Source organism: Hymenobacter radiodurans, assembly GCF_004355185.1.
Lineage (GTDB): Bacteria > Bacteroidota > Bacteroidia > Cytophagales > Hymenobacteraceae > Hymenobacter > Hymenobacter radiodurans.
Window position 1 is genome coordinate 2770983 of record NZ_CP037922.1, and the last position, 20544, is coordinate 2791526.

Annotated in this window: 20 protein-coding genes; 9 read left to right on the plus strand and 11 right to left on the minus strand. The window is 54.1% G+C overall.

The window, feature by feature from the left end:
* Position 1 precedes the first annotated feature (1 nt).
* The 3 genes from EPD59_RS12915 (at position 2) to EPD59_RS12925 (ending at position 2790) form a co-directional block, all read left to right on the plus strand.
* Complete coding sequence (locus tag EPD59_RS12915) at positions 2-973, plus strand: radical SAM protein (RefSeq protein WP_133273147.1); 972 nt, start codon at positions 2-4, stop codon at positions 971-973.
* A 230-nt stretch (positions 974-1203) separates the two neighbouring features.
* A complete protein-coding gene (locus EPD59_RS12920) occupies positions 1204-2361 on the plus strand; it encodes an esterase-like activity of phytase family protein (RefSeq protein WP_133273148.1) in 1158 nt (385 codons plus the stop codon).
* Positions 2362-2598: 237 nt separating this feature from the next.
* Positions 2599-2790: a hypothetical protein gene (locus tag EPD59_RS12925; RefSeq protein ID WP_133273149.1), complete on the plus strand. Its 192-nt coding sequence runs from the start codon at positions 2599-2601 to the stop codon at positions 2788-2790.
* Between the two features lie 71 nt (positions 2791-2861).
* On the opposite strand, the gene EPD59_RS12930 is transcribed toward EPD59_RS12925, so the two are convergent.
* The 3 genes from EPD59_RS12930 to EPD59_RS12940 form a co-directional block, all read right to left on the minus strand.
* Positions 2862-4385 (minus strand): sigma 54-interacting transcriptional regulator, encoded by a 1524-nt coding sequence (locus EPD59_RS12930; protein WP_133273150.1) that lies wholly within the window; start codon positions 4383-4385, stop codon positions 2862-2864.
* A gap of 418 nt (positions 4386-4803) precedes the next feature.
* The gene (locus EPD59_RS12935) at positions 4804-6921 is read right to left on the minus strand and encodes a heavy metal translocating P-type ATPase (RefSeq protein WP_133273151.1); all 2118 of its coding nucleotides are present in this window, start codon (positions 6919-6921) and stop codon (positions 4804-4806) included.
* A gap of 325 nt (positions 6922-7246) precedes the next feature.
* The gene (locus EPD59_RS12940) at positions 7247-8350 is read right to left on the minus strand and encodes a vWA domain-containing protein (protein ID WP_133273152.1); all 1104 of its coding nucleotides are present in this window, start codon (positions 8348-8350) and stop codon (positions 7247-7249) included.
* Positions 8351-8561: 211 nt separating this feature from the next.
* On the opposite strand from EPD59_RS12940, the gene EPD59_RS12945 reads away from it, so the two are divergent.
* The 3 genes from EPD59_RS12945 (at position 8562) to EPD59_RS12955 (ending at position 10574) form a co-directional block, all read left to right on the plus strand.
* Positions 8562-8843 carry a DUF427 domain-containing protein gene (locus tag EPD59_RS12945; protein ID WP_133273153.1) on the plus strand — a complete coding sequence of 94 codons (282 nt, stop codon included), beginning with the start codon at positions 8562-8564 and terminating at the stop codon, positions 8841-8843.
* 101 nt (positions 8844-8944) lie between these two features.
* Positions 8945-9580: a hypothetical protein gene (locus tag EPD59_RS12950; protein WP_133273154.1), complete on the plus strand. Its 636-nt coding sequence runs from the start codon at positions 8945-8947 to the stop codon at positions 9578-9580.
* A 136-nt stretch (positions 9581-9716) separates the two neighbouring features.
* Entirely contained in the window at positions 9717-10574 is an 858-nt protein-coding gene (locus tag EPD59_RS12955; protein WP_133273155.1) for a methylated-DNA--[protein]-cysteine S-methyltransferase, read from the plus strand.
* A 67-nt stretch (positions 10575-10641) separates the two neighbouring features.
* On the opposite strand, the gene EPD59_RS12960 is transcribed toward EPD59_RS12955, so the two are convergent.
* From EPD59_RS12960 to EPD59_RS12975, 4 genes are all read right to left on the minus strand, one after another.
* A complete protein-coding gene (locus EPD59_RS12960; protein WP_133273156.1) occupies positions 10642-11619 on the minus strand; it encodes an acyl-ACP desaturase in 978 nt (325 codons plus the stop codon).
* Between the two features lie 105 nt (positions 11620-11724).
* On the minus strand, positions 11725-12504 hold the full coding sequence (locus EPD59_RS12965; protein ID WP_133273157.1) for a hypothetical protein: 780 nt from the start codon (positions 12502-12504) through the stop codon (positions 11725-11727).
* Positions 12501-12983 (minus strand): hypothetical protein, encoded by a 483-nt coding sequence (locus EPD59_RS12970; protein ID WP_133273158.1) that lies wholly within the window; start codon positions 12981-12983, stop codon positions 12501-12503. Before EPD59_RS12970 ends, EPD59_RS12965 begins: the two co-directional genes overlap by 4 nt.
* A gap of 43 nt (positions 12984-13026) precedes the next feature.
* Positions 13027-13329 carry a hypothetical protein gene (locus EPD59_RS12975; protein ID WP_133273159.1) on the minus strand — a complete coding sequence of 101 codons (303 nt, stop codon included), beginning with the start codon at positions 13327-13329 and terminating at the stop codon, positions 13027-13029.
* 551 nt (positions 13330-13880) lie between these two features.
* On the opposite strand from EPD59_RS12975, the gene EPD59_RS12985 reads away from it, so the two are divergent.
* Entirely contained in the window at positions 13881-15128 is a 1248-nt protein-coding gene (locus EPD59_RS12985; protein WP_165963585.1) for a hypothetical protein, read from the plus strand.
* A 407-nt stretch (positions 15129-15535) separates the two neighbouring features.
* Here EPD59_RS12985 and EPD59_RS12990 read toward each other — a convergent pair whose 3' ends face one another.
* Positions 15536-16357, minus strand: coding sequence for a phytanoyl-CoA dioxygenase family protein (locus EPD59_RS12990; protein ID WP_133273162.1), 822 nt, complete (start codon positions 16355-16357; stop codon positions 15536-15538).
* 178 nt (positions 16358-16535) lie between these two features.
* On the opposite strand from EPD59_RS12990, the gene EPD59_RS12995 reads away from it, so the two are divergent.
* Both EPD59_RS12995 and EPD59_RS13000 read left to right on the plus strand, forming a co-directional pair.
* Positions 16536-17924, plus strand: a complete 1389-nt coding sequence (locus EPD59_RS12995; protein WP_133273163.1) for an ArnT family glycosyltransferase — start codon at positions 16536-16538, stop codon at positions 17922-17924.
* Positions 17875-18210: a hypothetical protein gene (locus tag EPD59_RS13000; protein WP_133273164.1), complete on the plus strand. Its 336-nt coding sequence runs from the start codon at positions 17875-17877 to the stop codon at positions 18208-18210. The genes EPD59_RS12995 and EPD59_RS13000 overlap by 50 nt, the downstream gene beginning before the upstream one ends.
* Before the next feature lie 30 nt (positions 18211-18240).
* Here EPD59_RS13000 and EPD59_RS13005 read toward each other — a convergent pair whose 3' ends face one another.
* From EPD59_RS13005 to EPD59_RS13015, 3 genes are read right to left on the minus strand one after another with little or no spacing between them, the layout of a single operon-like run.
* On the minus strand, positions 18241-18933 hold the full coding sequence (locus EPD59_RS13005; RefSeq protein ID WP_133273165.1) for a glycosyltransferase family protein: 693 nt from the start codon (positions 18931-18933) through the stop codon (positions 18241-18243).
* A complete protein-coding gene (locus EPD59_RS24160) occupies positions 18885-19127 on the minus strand; it encodes a glycosyltransferase family A protein (protein ID WP_133274687.1) in 243 nt (80 codons plus the stop codon). Before EPD59_RS24160 ends, EPD59_RS13005 begins: the two co-directional genes overlap by 49 nt.
* Positions 19128-19178: 51 nt before the next feature.
* Positions 19179-20438, minus strand: coding sequence for an MATE family efflux transporter (locus EPD59_RS13015; protein ID WP_133273166.1), 1260 nt, complete (start codon positions 20436-20438; stop codon positions 19179-19181).
* Positions 20439-20544 lie beyond the last annotated feature (106 nt).

Here is a 20544-nt window from a genome sequence, read left to right on the forward strand (position 1 = left end):
CGTGGCGGGGCGCTATTACCAGGAGTTTCAAAAGCCGGGCTGGCCATCGGCCGCGTTCAACAGCTATATAGCAACCACCATCGACCGCTTAGTGCCCTTCCGCGCTAAGCAAGACACGTTGCAGATGGTGTTTATGGCTATCACCAAAAAATGTCCCCTGGCCTGTGAGCATTGCTTTGAGTGGGATTCCCTGAATCAGCGGGAGAAGCTTTCCTTGGCTGATTTGCGCTCGATGGTGGCAAACTTCCAGAATCGGGGCGTCACCCAGCTATTTTTCAGCGGCGGCGAGCCTATGGTCCGTATCCACGATATGCTGGAGGTGCTGCGCACGGCCAGTTCCGGTACCGACTTCTGGGTATTCACTTCCGGCTTCAACTTTACGCCCGCCAATGCCCAGCGACTCCGTGGGGCCGGCCTGACGGGCGTTTCCATCAGCCTCGATCATCATGAGCCCGCGCGGCACAACACATTTCGCGGTTCGGCGGAGGCATATGAGCTCGCCATTCAGGCCGTGATTAACGCAAAAGAAGCTGGCTTGGTCGTCGCCCTTACTTTGTGCGCCACACAGTCGTTTACTACTGCCGCCAACCTAATGGCGTACGCCGCAATGGCTAAGCAACTGGGAGTCACGTTTATTCATGTGCTGGAGCCGCGGGCCGTGGGGCATTATGCTCAACAGGAAGTTGACCTGAGCCCGGCCCAAACGGCACTCTTAGACGAGTTTTACCTGAAACTCAACTACAGCGGCGACTACCACGATTACCCCATAGTGCACTACTACGGCTACCACCAGCGGCGCATGGGCTGTAGCGGTGGCGCCGACCGCTTTCTATACGTGGACACCGACGGCGACATGCACGCTTGCCCTTTTTGTCAGAAGAAGTCGGGCAGCGCGCTTTCCGCTTCGTTTGATGAGGCGCTACAGGGAGTTAGGCAAGGCGGGTGTCATCAGTTTCCGGCGTCTCGTATATGAGCTAAGAATCCGGAAGGTGAAAGCGGGCCTGTACTGTTACAGGCTCGCTTTTCTGTTTTTAACGCGTTGGGTGTGCTGCAAGTAATTAGGCGCTAACGGGTTGAAGCGGTTGGCTACCTCTCCCTTTCTACGCAACTGAAGCAAACCAAGAAAAAATGTAAAGTTTCCATAACAGTCCTAAGCCGAGGATTACCGTTCTTTACTTCTCACCCTCTAAACCAAACCCCTCTATGAAACACCTTACTCGACTAGCAGCCTGTTGCTCGCTTGCCTTACTGGCAGCCTGCAACGACGACAACAACCCGTTTGTCATTAACAAGCCTATTCAGGTTACGTCGCTCCGCTTTATTGGCGAGCATATCGTGCCGTTTGGTCAAACGTACAATGGCACCACGCTGGGGGGCTTTTCCAGCATTGACTACCGTGCAGATAATGGTTCCTATTACATTATGTGCGACGATGCCGCTACTCTGCAGCCGGTTCGGTATTACACCGCCAACCTCAATTTCAACCAGAATCAATTCCTGGGCGTCACCTTCACGAGCGTGACTACGCTGAAGCGGCCTGACGGCGGTAATTTTACCAGCCTCGCCGCCGACCGTAATAACGCCATTGACCCAGAAGGCATCCGCTATGACCCTACCACGATGCGCGTTATCTGGTCGAGTGAGGGCATTCGGAATTTGACTTTCACGCCACCCGTGCTAAACCAGCCGTTCCTACGCGAGGCTAACCTCGATGGCTCCTACGTGGCTGATTTCAGCATTCCATCGTTGTTCCGCATTCAGGCCACCGAGAATGGCACCCGTTCCAATGGCGGCTTTGAGGGTTTTGACCTCACGGCCGATGGCCGTTACCTGTTTGCTGCCCAGGAAGAACCGCTGTACGAAGATGGCCCCCGCGCCGATGTAGGCGTAGCAAACTCACCCACCCGCATCTTGCAGTACGATAAAGCTTCCCGTCAGCCCATTGCCCAGTATGCGTACCTACTCGACGAGGTGCATCAGGCGCCAAATCCTTCTAACCAATTCCGCCTCAATGGTATTGTGGAAGTACTTACGCTCTCCGACAAGAAATTGCTGGTGATGGAAAGATCGTTTGCCGTGGGTGCCACGCCCGATTATTCGGTGAAGATCTACGAGGTTGAGCTGGCTGGGGCTACAAATATCTCGGGCCTCAATTCGCTGCAAGGTGCCAACTACAAGCCCGTGCGCAAGCGCCTGTTGCTCGACGTAGCTACCACTGGCATTCGCCGGATCGACAACCTGGAAGGCATGACATTCGGTCCGAAACTGCCCAATGGCAACCGTTCCCTAATTCTGGTAGCCGACGACAACTTCAGCAACGGCCAGATTTCGCAGTTCCTGGCGTTTGAGGTTAAGCCATAAAGGAGTATCAAAACCCGCAGCGTAAAGGCAGTCTATGATCTTCATAGGCTGCCTTTTTTGTAGCCGCCCAGGCCGGCCTACTTACTGCTAGTCCCCATTTTCAATGCGCCGTAACAGGCGCAAGATGAACAATTTATAATGCTGACCCGTAAGCACAGAAGTACATAAGATATAGATACTATGATGTTCAGGACCAACATACAGCGAGGAATCCTGCTTCTTTCCCTGCCCTTGACGATGAGTTGCGCTCTTATTGGAGGCGGCAATTCATCCGACCCGCAGGTGCAGGAGCTGGAGCAACGGGTAGCAGAACAAAAACGAATTTCGGAAGAAGCTGACTTGCGGGCGAAAAGCGAAAAGCAGGAGCTAAAGGCGCGTCAGTTGCGCTTGAAGGCCGCTAAAAACGAAGCCAAAGCCCGGAATATATAATTAACATAGCTTCCACGCATAAAAAAGCCCCCAGACATAATCTGGGGGGCTTTTTTGGTTAGCAATGCGTACTATCGACGACGGCGCGGCTTCTCTTCTTCCTCGTCCTCATCTTCGTCTCCGCCGAAGCTGGGCATGGTAAACATAGAGCTAAGCAGGTCTTTAAACTGCGTACCAGCCGTAACGCGGTTGCGCGAAATCAGGCTATGCTCAGCTAGGCCGTGCAGGCAGAATTCCATCAGGAAGTAAGTTGTGTCTTTATCCTCATTAGGGTGCAGGAAGGTCACAATATCGCGCAGGCCGGGCACCTCGTCCAGCGACTTACGATACTCCTTATCGCCTGAATCGTTGAGTACATCGACGGTGTTGCCGGCCCCAAACCAGTCCTGAACGGTTTTATAGGGGTTCGGAATGGTCTTCTTTTTCTTCTGCTTATCTGGGTCGGGGAAGTAGTTGAGGAAGTAGGTGCGGATGGCTTTGCCCATGAGCTTCTCGGCCACCAAGCCAGCTCCCTCCTGCTCGCCTTCGTACACTAGCTCCACTTTACCCGTGAGGGCCGGCACGGCGGCCATAAAGTCGGCGATGCGCACGTAGGTTTTCTTCTCACCATTAATGAGCGCCCGACGCTCAGCCGCACTAATCAGGCTTTCGTAGGCCGCAATGGTTAAGCGGGCTGACACACCACTTTTAGCATCCACAAACTCGGAGCCACGGGCCTCAACTGCTACTTGCTCTACCAAGTCGCGCACTAGCTCGTTGGTAGTCACCATGCCTTCCTGGGCGGGCTTAATGCGGGCTTCCTGACGCGTAATGCGCTTCCCAATTTCAATCGACTTCGGGTAGTGCGTAATGATCTGGGAGTCGATACGGTCCTTAAGCGGCGTCACGATGGAGCCACGGTTGGTATAGTCCTCGGGGTTGGCGGTAAACACAAACTGAATATCCAGCGGCAGGCGCACTTTGAAGCCGCGAATCTGAATGTCGCCTTCCTGTAGAATATTAAACAGCGAGACCTGAATACGAGCCTGCAAGTCAGGCAATTCGTTGATCACGAAAATGCCCCGGTGCGAACGTGGAATCAAGCCAAAGTGTATCACGCGCTCGTCGGAGTACGGTAACTTTAGCGTGGCCGCTTTAATCGGGTCGGCATCGCCGATCAGGTCGGCTACGGATACGTCGGGAGTGGCCAGCTTCTCAGTGTAGCGCTCCGAGCGGTGCAGCCACGAAACGGGCGTATCATCGCCTTTCTCAGCAATCAGGTTTTTGGCAAAAATCGACAAGGGCTGCAACGGGTCGTCATTCAGCTCCGAGCCTTCCACTACCGGGATGTACTCATCGAGCAAATCCACCATCAGGCGGGCAATGCGGGTTTTGGCTTGACCACGCAATCCGAGCAGATTGATATGGTGCATGCTCAAAATAGCGCGCTGCAAGTCTGGAATCACGGTTTCTTCGTAGCCGTAGATACCAGGAAACACATCTTCTTTGCTTTGAAGTTTAGCAATCAAATTATCGCGTAGCTCCTGCTTCACGGAGCGGGGCGTATAGCCGGATTTTTTCAGGGCACCAAGGGTGCGGATGTCGGTTTGGATCATAGAGGGAGAGAGTTACCAGCCCAGATGCAAAAGCAGAACAAAGGGAAGTTCAACTTAGGGGCTAGTTGCTGATGAATATAACTAGCAAGGGGGCCGGTTGGTTCGGACAGAATCGGTTAAGCTTGCAGATACTCGCTCTACAAGACCACTTTTTATTACAAGGCACCATCTGGGACAGCCCTTACGCTTTGATTCTTGAAGTAGCTCAACTAGCCTGGGGGGCTTTTTTCGTCTTTATAAACCACCTTTGTCCGCGTAGCAGCACTCATTTACAGCGTGGATTTAATTCTGCAACACCCACACTAGGCGCTAGAGCGAGTGGCAGTGTTTACAGATAGAAAGACCTACTCTCATGAGAACTCAAACTGAGTAATCTGACAAGCCATTAGACCTTTTACCAAAGCGACGGGGGGCAAATTTATGGCTTGGTGAAGTTCATCCGCTGAATACGCACCGCATTCAGAATAGCCAGCAAGGCCACGCCTACATCGGCAAAGACGGCCTCCCACATGGTAGCTAGGCCACCAGCCCCGAGAGCCAGCACCACGGCTTTCACTCCAAACGCCAGCCAGATATTCTGCCACACCACCGAGTGCGTGGCCCGAGCAATGCGGCGGGCAGTAGCAATCTTACTGGGGTGGTCGGTTTGAATTACCACGTCGGCGGTTTCGATGGTAGCATCGGAGCCCAGGCCGCCCATGGCAATGCCTACATCGGCCAACGCCACCACGGGCGCGTCGTTTACCCCATCACCCACAAAAGCCAGCTTGCGACCCTCGGTGAGATATTGCTGCACGTAGCGGGCTTTATCTTCGGGCAACAGACCACCGTGGGCCTCCTCAATACCTAGCTCTTTGGCTACGCGCTGAGTGATGCTGTCTTTGTCGCCCGAAAGCATCACGAGCTTGGTGATGCCATCGGCTTTCAGTTCTTGCACGGCCTGGGCCGCGTCGGGTTTGGGCGCATCAGCTACGGTCAGGTAACCAGCGTATTGGCCATCAATAGCGACTACCACAATGCTGTCTACCACCTGTTCCACTGCGGCTGGATATGGCACGTTGAAGCGAGTGAGCAACTTGGCATTACCGGCCAGCACCTCGTGGCCACTTACTCTGCCGCGCAATCCATGACCAGCAATTTCTTCTACCTGATCTACCACGGTATTCACTGCGGCTGAGCCTACGTGCGCTACTACAGCCTTGGCAATCGGGTGAGTAGACTTGGCTTCCAGAGCGCCTACCAGACGGAGCAGCTCAGTCGCGTCGGTACCTGGGGCGGGCTGCACCTGCTGCACGGCAAATACGCCCTGCGTGAGTGTGCCCGTTTTGTCCATCACCACGGTATCAATCTCGCGCATGACGTCCAAGAAGTTAGAGCCCTTGAAGAGAATCCCCGCCTTCGAAGCTGCCCCTATGCCACCGAAATACCCTAGTGGAATACTCACCACCAGCGCACACGGACACGAAATCACGAGAAAGATGAGCGCGCGGTACAGCCAGGTGCGAAACACGTAGTCGTCTACAATAAAATAAGGCAGCACAATAACCAGCGTGGCCAGCGCCACCACAATGGGCGTGTACACTTGGGCAAAGCGGGTGATAAAAAGCTGGGTTTTGGCTTTGCGTCCAACCGCATCCTGCACCATGGCCAGAATTTTGGCCAGTTTGGTATCTTGGTAAGTGGCCGTCACGGCTATCTGCACTAAGCGCTCCAGGTTGATCATGCCGGCCAGTACCGTGTCGCCGGCCTGCTTGGTTTGGGGGGCCGATTCGCCCGTGAGGGCTGCCGTATTGAAGCTGGCTGCCGCCGTTTGCAGGGTGCCGTCAAGGGCTACCTTCTCGCCCGGCTTCACCTCGATTACGTCGCCTAACTGCACCTGCTTAGGGTCCAGCACCAGATTTTGCCCCCCACGCACCAGCGTCACTTCTGTGGCCTGAATTTCAAGTAAGGCCCGAATGCTACGCTTAGCACGGTTCACGGCGGCGTCCTGAAACAACTCGCCTACGGTGTAAAATAGCATCACAGCTACACCTTCCGGGTACTCCCCAATGGCGAACGCTCCCAGCGTAGCCAAGCTCATCAGTAGAAACTCATTGAAAATATTGCCGGAAGGAATACTGCCCAGAGCCGAGCGAATCACCTTCCAGCCTACCAACACGAAGGCCAAACCATACCAACCCAGCCGTACTGGACCAGAAAAAAAGGCCACGGCGGCGTAATCAAGGGCCAGGCCGCTTAGCAACAGTACCAGACTAACGCCGGGCCACAGGTAAGGATTGGCGCCAGCAGCATCGTGGGTATGGTCGCCGTGGTCGCGGGTATTTGTGGGGGGCTTTTTAGCAGGCTGATCTACGCTGCAGCAATCATCAGCGGAGGTAGCGGTTGGGAGCGCGTGGTCGTGGCCGGGTACGTCGTGGCCTTGAGGTGAAATAGCGGCTTCGGGCGTGAGCTGGTTGCGGCTAATAGCGCCTGCGTTGGCCGGATCAGCTTGCTTGGCGGTGTTTAAAGGCTCGCTTATATCGGAGGATCCCTTCATAGTGCATGTATTCGAGCAAGGGAAAACAGGTGCTTTCTCTTCTGTCCAGTACGATTTTAGATTACTTCAGCCCTGCCTCAAGCGGGCGCCTTCATTGCTTAATTAGCTATGTTTCAGCACCTGCTAACCTTACTACGCAATTCAAAAAGAAAGCAGAGAGAAATTATGCTTGCGTTTGCTTTCGCAGCGACCTTTTTCGCAACCAACAACTTGTCACCAGCCACCCTTAGCCCTATGGATATAAGAAAGCCGCCGAGGTGTTGACCCCAGCGGCTTTCTTAAATACTGCCTCTAAATAGGCTAAGCTTCTAACTCTGCAGCTGTCTTACAGCGTTTTACGCCGGTTCTTTTTGTAGTCTTCAAAAATCAGGTGGCCCAAACCTTTCAGTCCACTGAAATAAGCTTTGCCTTGGTTCACCTCCGTAAATTCATTCACAAACTGCTGCAAATATGGATCTGAGGCAATCATGAACGTGGTAATCGGGATTTTGAGGCGACGGGCCGCAGCGGCCAGATTCAGCGTTTTGTTGACCACTTTACGGTCGAGGCCGAAGCTGTTTTTGTAGTAGCCGTTGCCTTCTTTCAAGCAGGTCGGCTTCCCGTCGGTAATCATGAAAATCTGCTTGTTAGCGGTTTTGCGCTTGCGCAGCAAATCCATCGCCAGTTCCAACCCAGCCACCGTATTGGTATGGTACGGACCGACTTCGAGGTAGGGCAAATCTTTCACCTTGATTTCCCAGGCGTCGTTGCCGAACACGATGACGTCGAGGAAATCTTTGGGGTACTTTTGCTTTACTAGCTCGGCCAAGGCCATTGCTACTTTCTTGGCGGGCGTGATGCGGTCCTCGCCGTACAGAATCATGGAGTGCGATATGTCGATCATCAGCACCGTGCTGGTTTGCGACTTATGCTCGTTTTCGCGCACCTCCAGGTCGCCTTCGGCCAGCATAAACTCATCGGTGAGGCCGTGGTTAAGCTGAGCATTGCGGATACTTTCGGTCATCGAAATCTGGTCGAGCGAGTCGCCGAAGCGGAATTCCCGCATATCGGTGCTTTGCTCGTCGCCTTGGCCGGTGTGGGGCGTGCGGTGGTTACCGGTGTTGCTTTTCTTAAGCTTGCCGAAAATCTCTTCCAGCGCCGACTTCCGAATACCCTGCTCCGTTTTGGGCGTGATCTTGAAAGCACCCCGTTCCTGCTCGTTTTCGTCGATGTAGCCTTTGGTTTTCAAGTCGTCGATAAAGTTACCGATGCCGTACTCGCCCTCGGTCAGGCCGTATTGCTTATCAAGCTGGGAAAGCCAGGAAAGAGCCTCTGCCACGTCGCCGGACGTGATAGTGACCAGTTGCATAAATATTTTGAATAAAGAATCGAAGCCTTTTTCAGGCGATTCATCGGGCACGAAGTCCCGGAAGCGAAAACCAGCAGCCATAGGAAGGGAGATTGAGGCTTAAGAACAACGGCACGGGCGGCAATGTTCATCCGAAGTGCCATAAGCAAGTTACGGCTTTGCCCAGACACCTTGCACCCGCATTTGCGCGTTGAACAATGCCAGCGCTTGTTTGTATTGTAAAGGCGTCACTAACAGCGTGTGAGGCGCGTACAAATATCTTCTGATTCATCCCTCCCCAACCTCTCCCCCTATGAAAGCTATCTGGAATAACACCGTTCTGGCCGAAAGCAACGATACGGTTGTTGTTGAGAATAACCACTATTTCCCCGCCGACTCGATCAATCGCGAGTTTTTTGAGGACAGTATTGCCCACACCACCTGCCCTTGGAAAGGCCGGGCCAGCTATTACTCGGTGCGCGTGAATGGAGAGCTAAACAAAGATGCCGCCTGGTATTACCCCGAACCGAAAGATGCTGCCAAGCAGATTGCAGGCCGCGTGGCGTTTTGGAAAGGCGTACAAGTACAGCCCTAATCCCTCCAAAAAGCCCCCGCGTAACCTGTACTGCCCCAGACCGTTTGCACTAAGCGTTGGCCGCGGTAGGCTGACGGCCGAAGTCAGTAACGGATTATGTTATGAAGCAATACTCTTTCCATGTCCTTCTGGGGGGCTTTCTACTGGGCATTCTACTTCTGGGCAGCAGCTGTGACAGTCAGCGCACGGCTACTGAGGGTGCCAACCCGGGAGCACCCAGCGCGGAGGCTACGGTTCCCATTAGCTTTCAGAAAGAAGTAGCCCGCGACGATTACCGTTTCAGTGTGCAAACAACCGGCACTGGCACCAGCCGCACGCTTTCCTTAACCGCCGCCAAGGACAATCGAGAGCTGTTTAAGACGTCCGTTCCGATTGAGGGCCAAGTGCGCGACGCCATTGCCACCAACCTCAACGACGATAAATATCCGGAACTGTTCGTATTTGTAGCTGGTGCCGGAAGCGGCTCCTATGGCCGCCTTGTGGGTTATGAGTTCATGAATCAAGGCCATCGGCCCCTGACGTTGCCGGAGCTAAGCGGACCGGCCGCAGCCGGGTACATGGGTCACGATGAGTTTCGGGTGGAAGGCAGCCAACTGCTCCGCTCCTTCCCCGTCTATCGCCCCGACGACCCAAACAGCACGCCTTCCGGGGGCATTCGCACGGTGGCCTACACGATGGAACCGGGCATGGCGCTGACAGTAGCTGGTTTCAGCGATGCGCCCGCGCAGACTCCATGAGTTTAACATTTTGCATCATGAGAAGCCCCCAGGAGTCAGATGGCTGCGGGGGCTTTTTGTTGTAAAGACCGCAAGTTTCGGGTGGCAGCGCAGTGGGCGCGGTAGTACATTTGACTATTATCTCAGCTATTTCCCGATGACGGATTACGAACGTATTGCGGCCGCCATTGCTTACGCCCGCACCCACTTTAAGGCCCAGCCCGACCTAGATGAAATGGCCCGACAGGCGCACTGGAGCCCGTTTCATTTTCAGCGTAAGTTTCAGAAATGGGCTGGCGTATCGCCGAAGAAGTTTCTGCAATACCTCAGCCTCGACCACGCCAAAACCTTATTGCGACAACAACTGTCCGTAGCCGACACCGCCTACGAGACTGGCCTGTCAGGGCCCGGTCGGCTCCACGACTTATTTGTGAATCTGGAAGCCATGACGCCCGGCGAATACCGCCAAGGCGGCGCCGAATTAGCTATTGACTACAGCTTCGGCGACAGTCCTTTCGGGCGTTATTTGGTAGCTACGACTTCCAAAGGTATCTGCAAGCTAATATTCCCCGAAACCGATGAGGCGGCCGTAGCTGAGTTGCGACAGGAGTGGCCTCAAGCTACTCTCACCGCTCAACAAACGGCTATACACGAGCAAGTTGACCGGTTTTTTAACGGTAGTCTCTCCCCCACCGACCGCTTTACAATGCACCTGAAAGGCACGCCCTTTCAACTCAAAGTGTGGGCTGCGCTATTGCAAATCCCAGAAGGCCAGCTTACTACTTATTCTCAGCTAGCCCGCGTTGCAGGCCACGAGCGAGCCGTACGGGCCGTGGGTACGGCCGTGGGCGACAATCCAATCAGTTACCTCATTCCCTGTCACCGCGTCATTCGCCAGACCGGCGAGTTGGGTCAATACCGCTGGGGCGCGACGCGGAAAGTAGCACTAGTTGGTTGGGAAGCAGCACGCGTACACCCAAATGCGCTGGTAGCCGCGCCGGGGCTGTTTGATTAAGGAACATAACTTCACAAAAAAGCCCCCAGAAACGTTTCTGGGGGCTTTTTTATAGGGTCGAAGCTATTTACTCAATCCACTTAAACTTGTATTCGAGCTTCGGTACAGGCATACGGTCGGCTACGCGGCGCAGGCGGTTAGGTAGCGCCATAATGTACTCACGAGCCTTTTCAGCCTGACCATTGAGGCCAGTAATTTGGTCAATTTTCCAGGTATTGATGAGGCCTTCCAGAATATCAGTGTAGTCTTGGCTGGTGTATACGCCGAGGCGCTGAGCGGCGTCGGTGAAGTGACCAAAGGTTTTGCCCATATCTACGCCCATCTCGCGCATGTAGTGGGCCGGCATCACAATCTTTTTGCGCATCATATCCTCGAAGGCCAGCATCATTTCGGATGGATCGACTTCGAAGATCTTATCTACAAACGTCTGATAGACACGGGCGTGACGCGACTCGTCGCCAGCAATCATACCACAGAGCTTAGAAAGCTGATCATCACCGGCCTTGCGGGCCAGCGTACCTACACGACGGTGCGAGAGGTTGGTAGCAGCTTCCTGATAGCTTGTATAAATGAACGCGCGATAGGGGTCGTGAGCAGTGCCGAGGTCGAAGCCATCAGCAATCAGATACTGCGTGCTCACCTCAAACTCGCGCATATTCACGCGGCCCGAGAGGTAGAGGTAACGGTTGAGCAAGTCGCCATGCCGGTTCTCTTCTGCTGTCCAGCCCCGAATCCACTGCGCCCAGCCGTTATTGGGGTCGCGGTTGAGGTCATCGAGCTGGTGAAACCAAGCTTCGTAATTCGGGAGTGCTTCTTCCGTAATCGTATCGCCAATGAGTACCGCTAGCAGGTCGTAGCTGAGTTCTTTGGCGCGCTCACGCATGAGCTTTACTTCGTCAAAAAACGTATCAAGGCGGGAGTCGGGCAAGAAATCGGAGGGCTGCCAGCTGTCCTCCACTTTCTTGAGGAAGGAGCCCATGTTTTCCCGTAAAAAGGATTCCAGATGCTGAAGCACCTCCCCGCGGGAGGTTACGGTTGCGAGCATGACGTAGGGGAGATTAGTAGAAGGGAACGGAAGGCCAAATGTAGGCATTCCCATTTCCCAAATACGTTATATAGCCATTTTAGGGCTATTACAAAATTTTGGCTTTTACGGCTTTTCTATAATTTCTAGCCGCACTTCATAAAGCTGTGACAGGGTGGAGTCCGGTGTTATCCTATTAAGCAGAGTAAAGGAAATACCAGCCTTATCAGCTGAACGGTGATATTGGGCGTAGCGTTGCAGAAACGGCACTATCTCGGGGGCTAAAACCCATCGCACGCCGGGCCGTTCGGCCAAACGATATAAGCTGGTGCTGAAGTCGCGGGTGCCAGTAAGCTGCTGCCGAAGCGTGGGCAGGGAAGGGTGAAGCGTGGCCCAACCCGTAAGCGGCATCTGCGGCTGCGGCAGGGCATATACATTGAAGGGCGACAACGACTTATATGCTACTTCCAGATTCGCTGTCACCAATATTTGCCCCCCAACCGTGGCACGGTTTAGCGCGGTCAGATAAGATTCATGGCGGGAGCGCTCAGCTGCCAGCAGTTGTTTTCTATGCAGCGTTTTATAGCCGTAAATACCTGTTGTCAAAATTAATAGGCTTACCACTAAGCGTGGGAACGGTACGCGCGCTGGCGGTGGTAGTCGCAGCCAGTAAATGACATTGCCAAGGGTGAAAAGAGTGAACAGCGGCAGTCCAAGGCGTGGGGGCAGCTTTAGCCCTACTCCTATACCTAGAATCAGCAAGCTAAAGGCAACCTGAGTTAGCCAGAAGATAAGTCGGCCACGAGTGGGCGAACTCCGCATTAGGCTCACGAAGATGAGCGCGTTCAGTAGGAGCAGCGGAAAGTAGTCACGCACCACCAAGCGCCCCAAAGTAGCCAGCTTCACAGGAGCCGATTCACGCAGGAAAAAGTCAGCATTGGGGGGGCAGTTCGCTGAAAAAAAGCTTCGTTGACTAACGTGGAGTCGCTTAGAATCCAGTGACTGACGGCCTGCACACCAAGCGTATCGAAGGTAGTTTTTGGCTGTGGCTGGTATAATTGAAAGTCATTGAGGTTAGACTTAAGCACATCGAGCACGCGAAAGCGGGTGGCCTCAGGTGAACGGGTAACGGTGAGAAAAAAGCCCCCCACCCCTGCCAGCAGCAACGCCGAGGCCAATAGGTAGGTCCCGCGGCGCTGGCCCAGCCACAGTCCACCCGGCACCGCCACCAAGAGTCCGAGCACGGCTGCGCTGGGCCGAATTAGCCATGCCGCTCCAAACGCTACCAAGCCAACTACTATAGCCCAGCCTCGGTCGGTGCGTTGGGCGGCAAAAAGCCCCCAGCGCCGGCCAGCAGCAATGGTACCCGCATATAGTTGAACCACAGGCTATTCTCAATGAAGACTAAGCCAAAGAACAGGGTCAGCGCTAAGGTAATTTGCCCCCGGTCAGCCAGCCGACCAACAAGCGGTTGAGCACGGCGAAAAGCAAAACCAGCGCCACGTAGAGCAGAGCATACAGCGACAGCCCATACCAAGGTACCGCTGGAAATTGGGCGTATAAGGCAGCCAACCCGGAGGCAAAGCCGTGGAAATACAGGTACAGATCTGTGACGGGCGCGGCAGCCGTAATACCCCGCAGCAATTGCGTGATGATGAGGTCGTCGTTAGTTTCATAGTAGGCCCCCAGCCCGCCGATAGACAGCAGCAGCAAGAGCAGTGGCAGCAGCATTACCCGAAAATAGCCCCCAGGGTAGCGGTGTTCATGCCTGCAAGGTAGGGAGCGGTGCGAGTTAAGTTAGCAGGGCATGCGCAGTGCTGCCTACCTTGTAGCCGTGAATACTCGTTCGTTCGTTCGTTTGGCTTTCCTCGCCCTGCTGTTTGTGGGGCTGTTTACCGTTGCGTACTTCTTCCTGACGCATGAGGGCTTATATGCCCTCGACGATTATTACTATTCTCGCTACGCGCAGCAAGTAGCCACCGGCACCTTCCGCCTGGCTCCCGATCCTCAGGGTTTACTTGTTGACCCGTTGCGCGAAAGGCCACTTATTTTCGGGCCTGTTGCCCTCTTGTATAAAGCTTTCGGCGTCAACATTATTACCACCACTTTGTGGCCGCTCTTGGCCACGCTGGGGTGCGCCGTAGTGCTTTGGCTTTTGTATGGAAAGCGCGAGCCAGTAGTGGCGGCAGGGGCTATCCTACTGTTGGGGCTCCATTATTTCACTCTTAACCTAACCAATTATCTATACCCCGATAATATTCTGATGTTCTGGTGTATATGCTGTGCAGCATCACTACTTATCGGGCGACGTGATGGGCAGCTTGCAGGAGCCTTGTGGGGGCTTTTTTTGCTCTGCTCAACTTCGCCGCCCTGCTCAGCAAAGAGACGATTATCTACTACCTACCTTTTTACTTAGGGTACTTCTGCTCGATGGATGGCGGCGGCGCAACCGCCGATTTTGGCTAACTACTTTCGGAGTAGGCACGGTGCTGCTATTGGGTTATCTGGCCTTGTATCAGGTGTACACCGATGATGCACTGTACCGTATCCACTTAATTGAGCGCACCAATGAGTTCTTGAAAGAAGGCAATTACATTCTAGGTAAGCGGGGAGCGTTGTTCTATCGGCTTACTATGGCACCCCTCGATTTTTTTATCGGCACAGGGCTGGGTGGCGTCATTCTTTTTGCCTTGTTAGCCTTATTAAATCAACGGCGCTGGCCCGACTCAGACGCCAAGTTCTGGCTGGCGCTGGCCGGTTCCACGTTGGTCTTCTACTGGTTTGGCAGCACCTCGCTCACCCAATACAACCCAATCACGTTATTGCCGCGCATGACTACCCCCCTGCTGCCACCGCTGTGCTTGGCAGCAGGCTTCGGGCTCCGCGACTTTAGCCGATCTGGTCGTGGGGCAGGTTGGCTAGCACTGGCTTTGCTGGCTTGTACAGCCTGGGCGCGAAGCTCCGTTTCACTGATTTACGGCGGGCTAAGTTTGTACTTCGGATTGATGGCCATCCTGGCAGGTCCTTCCACCCGCGCCGGCTGGCGGCGGCCGGGCACTTACGCCTTTGCGGCGCTTCTCCTATTGGTAGTGGCCGGTACTACGGCAGTTAGGCCTGCCTACTTTATGACCAAACCAAGTGTATCATCGCATTTTGAGCAGAATCAGCTGATTGACGGCTACTTACAACCACCAGCGCGAGGCGTAGTGTTCGTGGACGACTACCTGGTGAGTAACTACGATTATTATTACGATCATAAAAAGCCCCCCGGCATCTATTTCCGGCGCTATGCCGCCCGCGATTCCATTCGCTTAGAGCCCGGCCAACAGGCTTGGTTGCTCCTGAACCGCAGCACCCTGACCAACGATGAATTGACGAGAAAGCTTATCCGCTATTCAGAGACGGATGTATTAGCTTGCTATCCGGGTCGGCAACTGGTGGCCGAAGTGGGCAAGGTTAGCTTATATAAGCTTGATTGGGGCCGAATGGCAACTGCTCTGCCAGTAACTACGCTGCGCAGAAGTGAATAAGAATGAATAGTACGCCTAGAAGGATCTGCATTCAAACAGATTCACTATCAACTAATTGGTGATTAGCATCAGCAAGCAACTCACAGCCAGCAATAAGGTAACCATATAAGTTTGGCGACGGTAGTAGAGAGATGTTTTCATAAGCGCGTCACTAGCATTTAATTAATATCCAAATCTCCCGATAAAGCAGTTGCCTAACAAGGAAAAATAGGGGCCATTTGTGACATGACTTACAACTGAATAATAGGCAATTACAAATAAAAAATACAAGTATTTGAAGGAATTTATGCCGTGTAGCGCATGCTTCTATTTCAGCTTAACTATAAGATTAAAATAAGAAGAGTTGCTTAGATGCGGCAGCGCCCAATCTGGCTTTTATATTAGAGAACACCCTTGATTTCGCAGCGTTAACCAATCGTTTCTACTGGCCAAAATCGCATTTCCAAGGATAAGCGGGTGGCATCTGCGTTAAGATTTACTGCGCCACCGTGTAGTAGGTAGGGCGAAAAGAGTAATACTTCCGCTGGACCTGGATTAGGACGAATAAGCTCCAAAGGTTCAGCTGTTTGCTTGACGGCCGGCACCGTGTAGGCAACGCCATTGTATACAGCCCCATTCTGGGTTCGCTCTACCCGGTTTTCGGGCCACCAATGACTTCCCGGAACCAGGCTCAGGGATGAGTCGGCAGTGCTACCTGTTACCGGCACATAGATGTTAATGCAATCATCATAGTCAGGCAGCCACACATCACGGTGGAGCGGATTATTATCGGAGCGGCCGGGCCTTACCAGACGCAGATGAAACAGACGCATCTGATCAAAAGGGTTATACGCCTGAACGGGGTGGCCGCATAGCTCCGAAACCCGGGCCTCCAGCAGCGCCGCCGGCACTGGCAGTCGGTCAATTATGTATTCCTTCGTCAAATTTACGACTGCTAGATGCCGCTGTTGGTCATCGCCAATCACCTTGTGGTAGTCAGCCACCGGAAAATCCGCCGCGACCAGCAGGCCTGCCGCTACCAAAGCTTCGCGTACTAATGCTTCAAGGCCAGCCTGTAGTTGCCGCTGCTCAGGCGCCGACAGAAATTCCGCCACCGTATAGCCATCATCAGCCCAAGAGGTACCACGGGTAAGGTCGATGCTATCAGCCAGAAGCACTTTGTTTTCGGCCTGGCCACTTTCGCCCTCAATTTGGTACGTTACCTCACGTGCGTTAATGCTAGCTTTCATAGAAGTGGAAAGAAGTGGAAAAGTTTGATTTTGACTAAGTAAGCGCTACAAATACGGCGATGATTCAGGGTAGCGAGGTATAATAGTCGCGCAAAGTAGGGCAAAGCGGTAGTCAGGCGCAAAATTCATTCCTCCGACTGCCCCTTATTAACGCATCAACATTGGATAACTTGCCCCCGTGTCAGCGCCTACCCTCCGTCTACTACCCCACGCTACGCTTGTCTTCGTTGGGCTTTTCACGATTGCCTTTTTCCTTTTCGCACATGAGGGCCTTTATGATTACGATGACTACAATTATGCCCGCTATGCCCACCAGCTAGCCACTGGCACCTTCGACCTAGCCCCCGAACCCGGCCATCGTGATTATACCCCGCTCCACCAACGCCTACTGGTTTTTGGGCCGGTAGCCCTATTCTATAAGTTGCTGGGCGTCGGAATATTTACAACTACCTTCTGGCCCTTGCTCTGCACGCTCGGCACCAGCCTAATTTTTTATCTGCTTTATCGACAGCGGGTTCCAGTGGTTGCCAGTGCGGCGATTTTATTACTGGGTCTGCATTACTTCACCCTCAACCTCAGCATCTACCTCTATCCCGATAATGTACTGATGTTTTTTGCGGCGGGCAGCGCGGCAGCGCTCCTGCACGGCCGCCGCCCCGAGCGGAAGCACCCCGTTTGGTGGGGCTTTGGTTTTGCCCTGCTGAACTTTGCGGCCTTCCTGAGCAAGGAAACCATCGTTTACTACCTTCCTTTTTACCTGGGCATCCTGCTGCTCGATTTATGGCATCGCCGCCACGGCAGGTTTTGGCTAGCTGCACTATGCACCGGAATTACCTTACTGGCCATTTATTTGGCTGTATATCAGGCGGCTGCACATGATTGGTTGTATCGCTTCGACGTTATTGAATCGATTAACGAGGTGCGAAAAGTAGGTAACACGTCCGCTGGCTACGGCGGTCTAGTAGCCCGCATAACTTATATGCCACTTCAGCTACTTCTAGGTACCGGGCTTGGAGTCGTGTTGCTGCTTGTGTTGGTAGCCACAACCTGGCGCAACCGCTTGAGCAACGACGCTCGCTTTTGGTTAGCATTAGCGGGCAGTTCGCTGGCCTTTTACTGGCTGGGAAGCACGTCATTCAGCTACTACAATCCTAATTCGCTGCTGCCTCGCATGCTCACCCCACTCCTGCCACCGCTGTGCTTGGCGGCGGGCTTTGGCTTAGAATATTTTGCGCGCACAGGCCGGGGCGGCTGGGTGCTAGCCCTGGGGTTGTTGGCGGAGCTGCATGGCTGCGAAGTAGCATCAGTATTGTTTATGGCCTATTGGGGGCTTTTTTGCATTAACGGCCGCACTAATATCAACGGAGTTTGGTCGCAAAATAGCTGGGCGAGTGGGTCCGGGAACCGCATTTTTTGCTGCTGCCACGCTGGCTGTATTAGGCATAGTCTTGGCCATTCGTCCTACTTACTTTCTGATGCAGCCGAGCAAATCGGGCTACTTTGCCCAGCAGCGTATCATGCAGCAGGAATTACGTGGGCCGGCTGGGGGCGTCGTCTTGATGGATAACTTCTCGCTGCATAAGTGCGAGATAATGGTTGGATTTCAGGTACCAGCGGGCCTACGTTTTCACTCCTATGCTGCCTACGACACACTTCGCAAGGTAGCGGACCGGCCGATCTGGCTGCTGATTAACCGGCCTATTCTCAGCAACGACGAGCTAATTCCACAGGTAATCACTGCTTCAGCGGAGCAGATATTGGCTCGCTTTCCTCACCGCAAGCTACAGGTTAGGGATAATGGCGTGGAGTTGTACTTGTTAACGAACCAAACAGAGACCGATATTCGCAATTAAGTTTGCGTAGCCGGTGGCAATAAGCGTGAATTAACCGCGCAGGCGACTCCAGCGGGCCAATAGCCAATCGAGGAAGCCCGCATTATTTGTTTGACGTAATAACGCATAAAAGGCCAGTGAGTGCCTGAAATTGCCCCAGCGTACCGTTTGCCGCATCTCCCAGCGCAGGCGCACCGCTAAAGCTGCCAACTCCCTCGGGTTTTTACACAAACCTAGCGCCTTATGGCAAGTCTGGATGGTGGAATCCAGATGAGGATCGGAGGGTAAGTAGGCGGTGCGCGACATAGCCTGCGGATGCTTGCGCTTGCGGGTAGTTACCTCGTCCAGAAAGTAAAAATGCCAGTTGCGCGCCGCCCGAACCCAGAAATCGAAATCCTCATAATAGAGGGTTTCATCGTAGCCCCCCAGCTCGTCGAAGGTGGCGCGGCGCATCATCATGGTAGGGGTACTGATAAAGTAGCGCTCCAATACATCCACAAATACGTCGCCGGAGGCCGGGCGCGGCTGTAGGCCATTCGCAGTACGCCGGAAATGGTGGCGCATGAAGCGCGACTGCTCATCAATCAACTCGGCATCGGAATATACTACGCCATAGCTGGCCGGAAGGCGCTGAAAAGCAGCTACCTGCTGCGCTACGCGCTCGGGCAGCAGCACATCATCGGTGGCAAAATCAATTAAAAAAGCCCCCGCGACTGTCGGTAAGCCTGATTGAAGCCAGCGCATAAACCCAGGTTTTGGGTATGCAGCGTGAGCTTCCAGCTTGGATTGGCAGCCGCATACTCGCCCAAAATCTGGGGACTGGCATCGGTGCTGCCGTTATCAACCAGAAAAACCTCAAGCGCCGGGTAAGTTTGGGCTAAAATAGAATCCAGCGCTTCACGCAGAAAAGGCGCGTGGTTGTGACATAGCGCTACAATCGTGACTAGCGGAGCGGAGGCACCTAAGTCCGGCTGGGGGCTTTTTTCTCCTTATCGTTCATCGGGGCCGCGCTGTACATAAGACCGAAAGTATACCACACAAATCAGCAGCAGCACCCCGAAACGTGCCGCATGCGCCAGTGGCACCCCCAGCAGACCATAATGAGGCAACAATCCTTGCAATAAAGCCACATACAACATTGCCGAACCCGCCTGCACGGCCACGTAGCGCCCTACCTGTGCCTTGGCCGTAAGCAGAAACAGCAAAATCCAGGTCAGAAATTTAACCCAATCGCCCAGGAGCTGGGGTGCAAAAAGATAGCTGGCAGCCGCAAAACGCGCATCGAAAAGCAACGGCAGTAACCAGTCGCGCAGCAGATAGATCATCCCAAGCCCCACCGCTAGCACCGGCGCCAACAGCAGCAGCACCGTTCGCACATAAGCGCGCTGCGCGGTTGGCTGGGTGCTGAGGGCGGCCAGTCGGGGGTAGTACACGCTGCTCATCAGGCCGGTAAATACCATTGTGTAGTTGTCTGAAACTTTAGCCACGGCTTGCCAGAGGTCAGTTTGGGCCAAGCCGAAGCGCGCAATCAGCACTTCGCGGAGCGCGAAATTCACGGCCGTCCCAAACAAAAGCAAACTGCCCGCCATTAGCAGGAAGCGACCTAAGCCCCGTAAGGCGGCCTGGCTCACCTTGCCACGTATGCGCGGCAACAGACCTGCCCGCCAACATACGGCCACCGTCGGCAGCAGCGTAAGGCCCTGGGCCAGCAGATAAATAAGTAGCACTTGCTCAATAGGCAATCGGAACGTCAAGGCAAATCCTACTCCACTCACGCTTAGCATAGTAAGCGTCACCGTTAGCCAGACATAGGCCCTCAGCCGCCCGGCGGCCAGCAAGACGGAGCCAAGCAGGGCATGCGCCGAGAGCATACTAATTCCCAAAGCAAACCACAAGAACCAGCCAGCGGTGAGTCGGAATACGCCGACCAAGGGTCCCGGCGCCAGCACCAATGCTAAGCCACCCAGCAGCAGGCCTACTATATTCAGGATGATACCTGCCCCAAACCAAGCTCGGTAGCGGCCGGAGCCAACGCGCAATGGCGCCAGGTACTTTACCACCCCCACATGCACCCCATCGTTAGGCAAGGTGGTGAACAGCGCCAGTAAATTCTGAAAGTGCGCCAACAGGGTAAGCCCACCGGGACCACCGTACAGCGCCAGCATTTTGTTCAGAAGCAGAGCCCCACCCGTCCGCGCTCCAATGCCTAGTGTGGAACCCAATGAGCCGCGCAAAAACCGCCCAACCATCTTGGCTTCAATCTGGGGGCTTTTTGGACAGTGCCGAGGGGCTTTCTGAAACGCACGAATCGGGGTTTTACAGCTCCACCATCCAGCAGCAGCCTAGATGAGAAAT

Excerpts from the sequence above, each read along its gene's own strand:
- EPD59_RS12920 (WP_133273148.1), top strand. The coding sequence starts at position 1,204 with ATGAAACACCTTACTCGACTAGCAGCCTGTTGCTCGCTTGCCTTACTG.
- EPD59_RS12925 (WP_133273149.1), top strand. The coding sequence starts at position 2,599 with ATGAGTTGCGCTCTTATTGGAGGCGGCAATTCATCCGACCCGCAGGTG.
- EPD59_RS12930 (WP_133273150.1), bottom strand. The coding sequence starts at position 4,385 with ATGATCCAAACCGACATCCGCACCCTTGGTGCCCTGAAAAAATCCGGC.
- EPD59_RS12935 (WP_133273151.1), bottom strand. The coding sequence starts at position 6,921 with ATGAAGGGATCCTCCGATATAAGCGAGCCTTTAAACACCGCCAAGCAA.
- EPD59_RS12940 (WP_133273152.1), bottom strand. The coding sequence starts at position 8,350 with ATGGCTGCTGGTTTTCGCTTCCGGGACTTCGTGCCCGATGAATCGCCT.
- EPD59_RS12945 (WP_133273153.1), top strand. The coding sequence starts at position 8,562 with ATGAAAGCTATCTGGAATAACACCGTTCTGGCCGAAAGCAACGATACG.
- EPD59_RS12950 (WP_133273154.1), top strand. The coding sequence starts at position 8,945 with ATGAAGCAATACTCTTTCCATGTCCTTCTGGGGGGCTTTCTACTGGGC.
- EPD59_RS12955 (WP_133273155.1), top strand. The coding sequence starts at position 9,717 with ATGACGGATTACGAACGTATTGCGGCCGCCATTGCTTACGCCCGCACC.
- EPD59_RS12960 (WP_133273156.1), bottom strand. The coding sequence starts at position 11,619 with ATGCTCGCAACCGTAACCTCCCGCGGGGAGGTGCTTCAGCATCTGGAA.
- EPD59_RS12975 (WP_133273159.1), bottom strand. The coding sequence starts at position 13,329 with ATGCTGCTGCCACTGCTCTTGCTGCTGCTGTCTATCGGCGGGCTGGGG.
- EPD59_RS12990 (WP_133273162.1), bottom strand. The coding sequence starts at position 16,357 with ATGAAAGCTAGCATTAACGCACGTGAGGTAACGTACCAAATTGAGGGC.
- EPD59_RS13000 (WP_133273164.1), top strand. The coding sequence starts at position 17,875 with ATGCAGCAGGAATTACGTGGGCCGGCTGGGGGCGTCGTCTTGATGGAT.
- EPD59_RS13005 (WP_133273165.1), bottom strand. The coding sequence starts at position 18,933 with ATGCGCTGGCTTCAATCAGGCTTACCGACAGTCGCGGGGGCTTTTTTA.
- EPD59_RS13015 (WP_133273166.1), bottom strand. The coding sequence starts at position 20,438 with ATGGTTGGGCGGTTTTTGCGCGGCTCATTGGGTTCCACACTAGGCATT.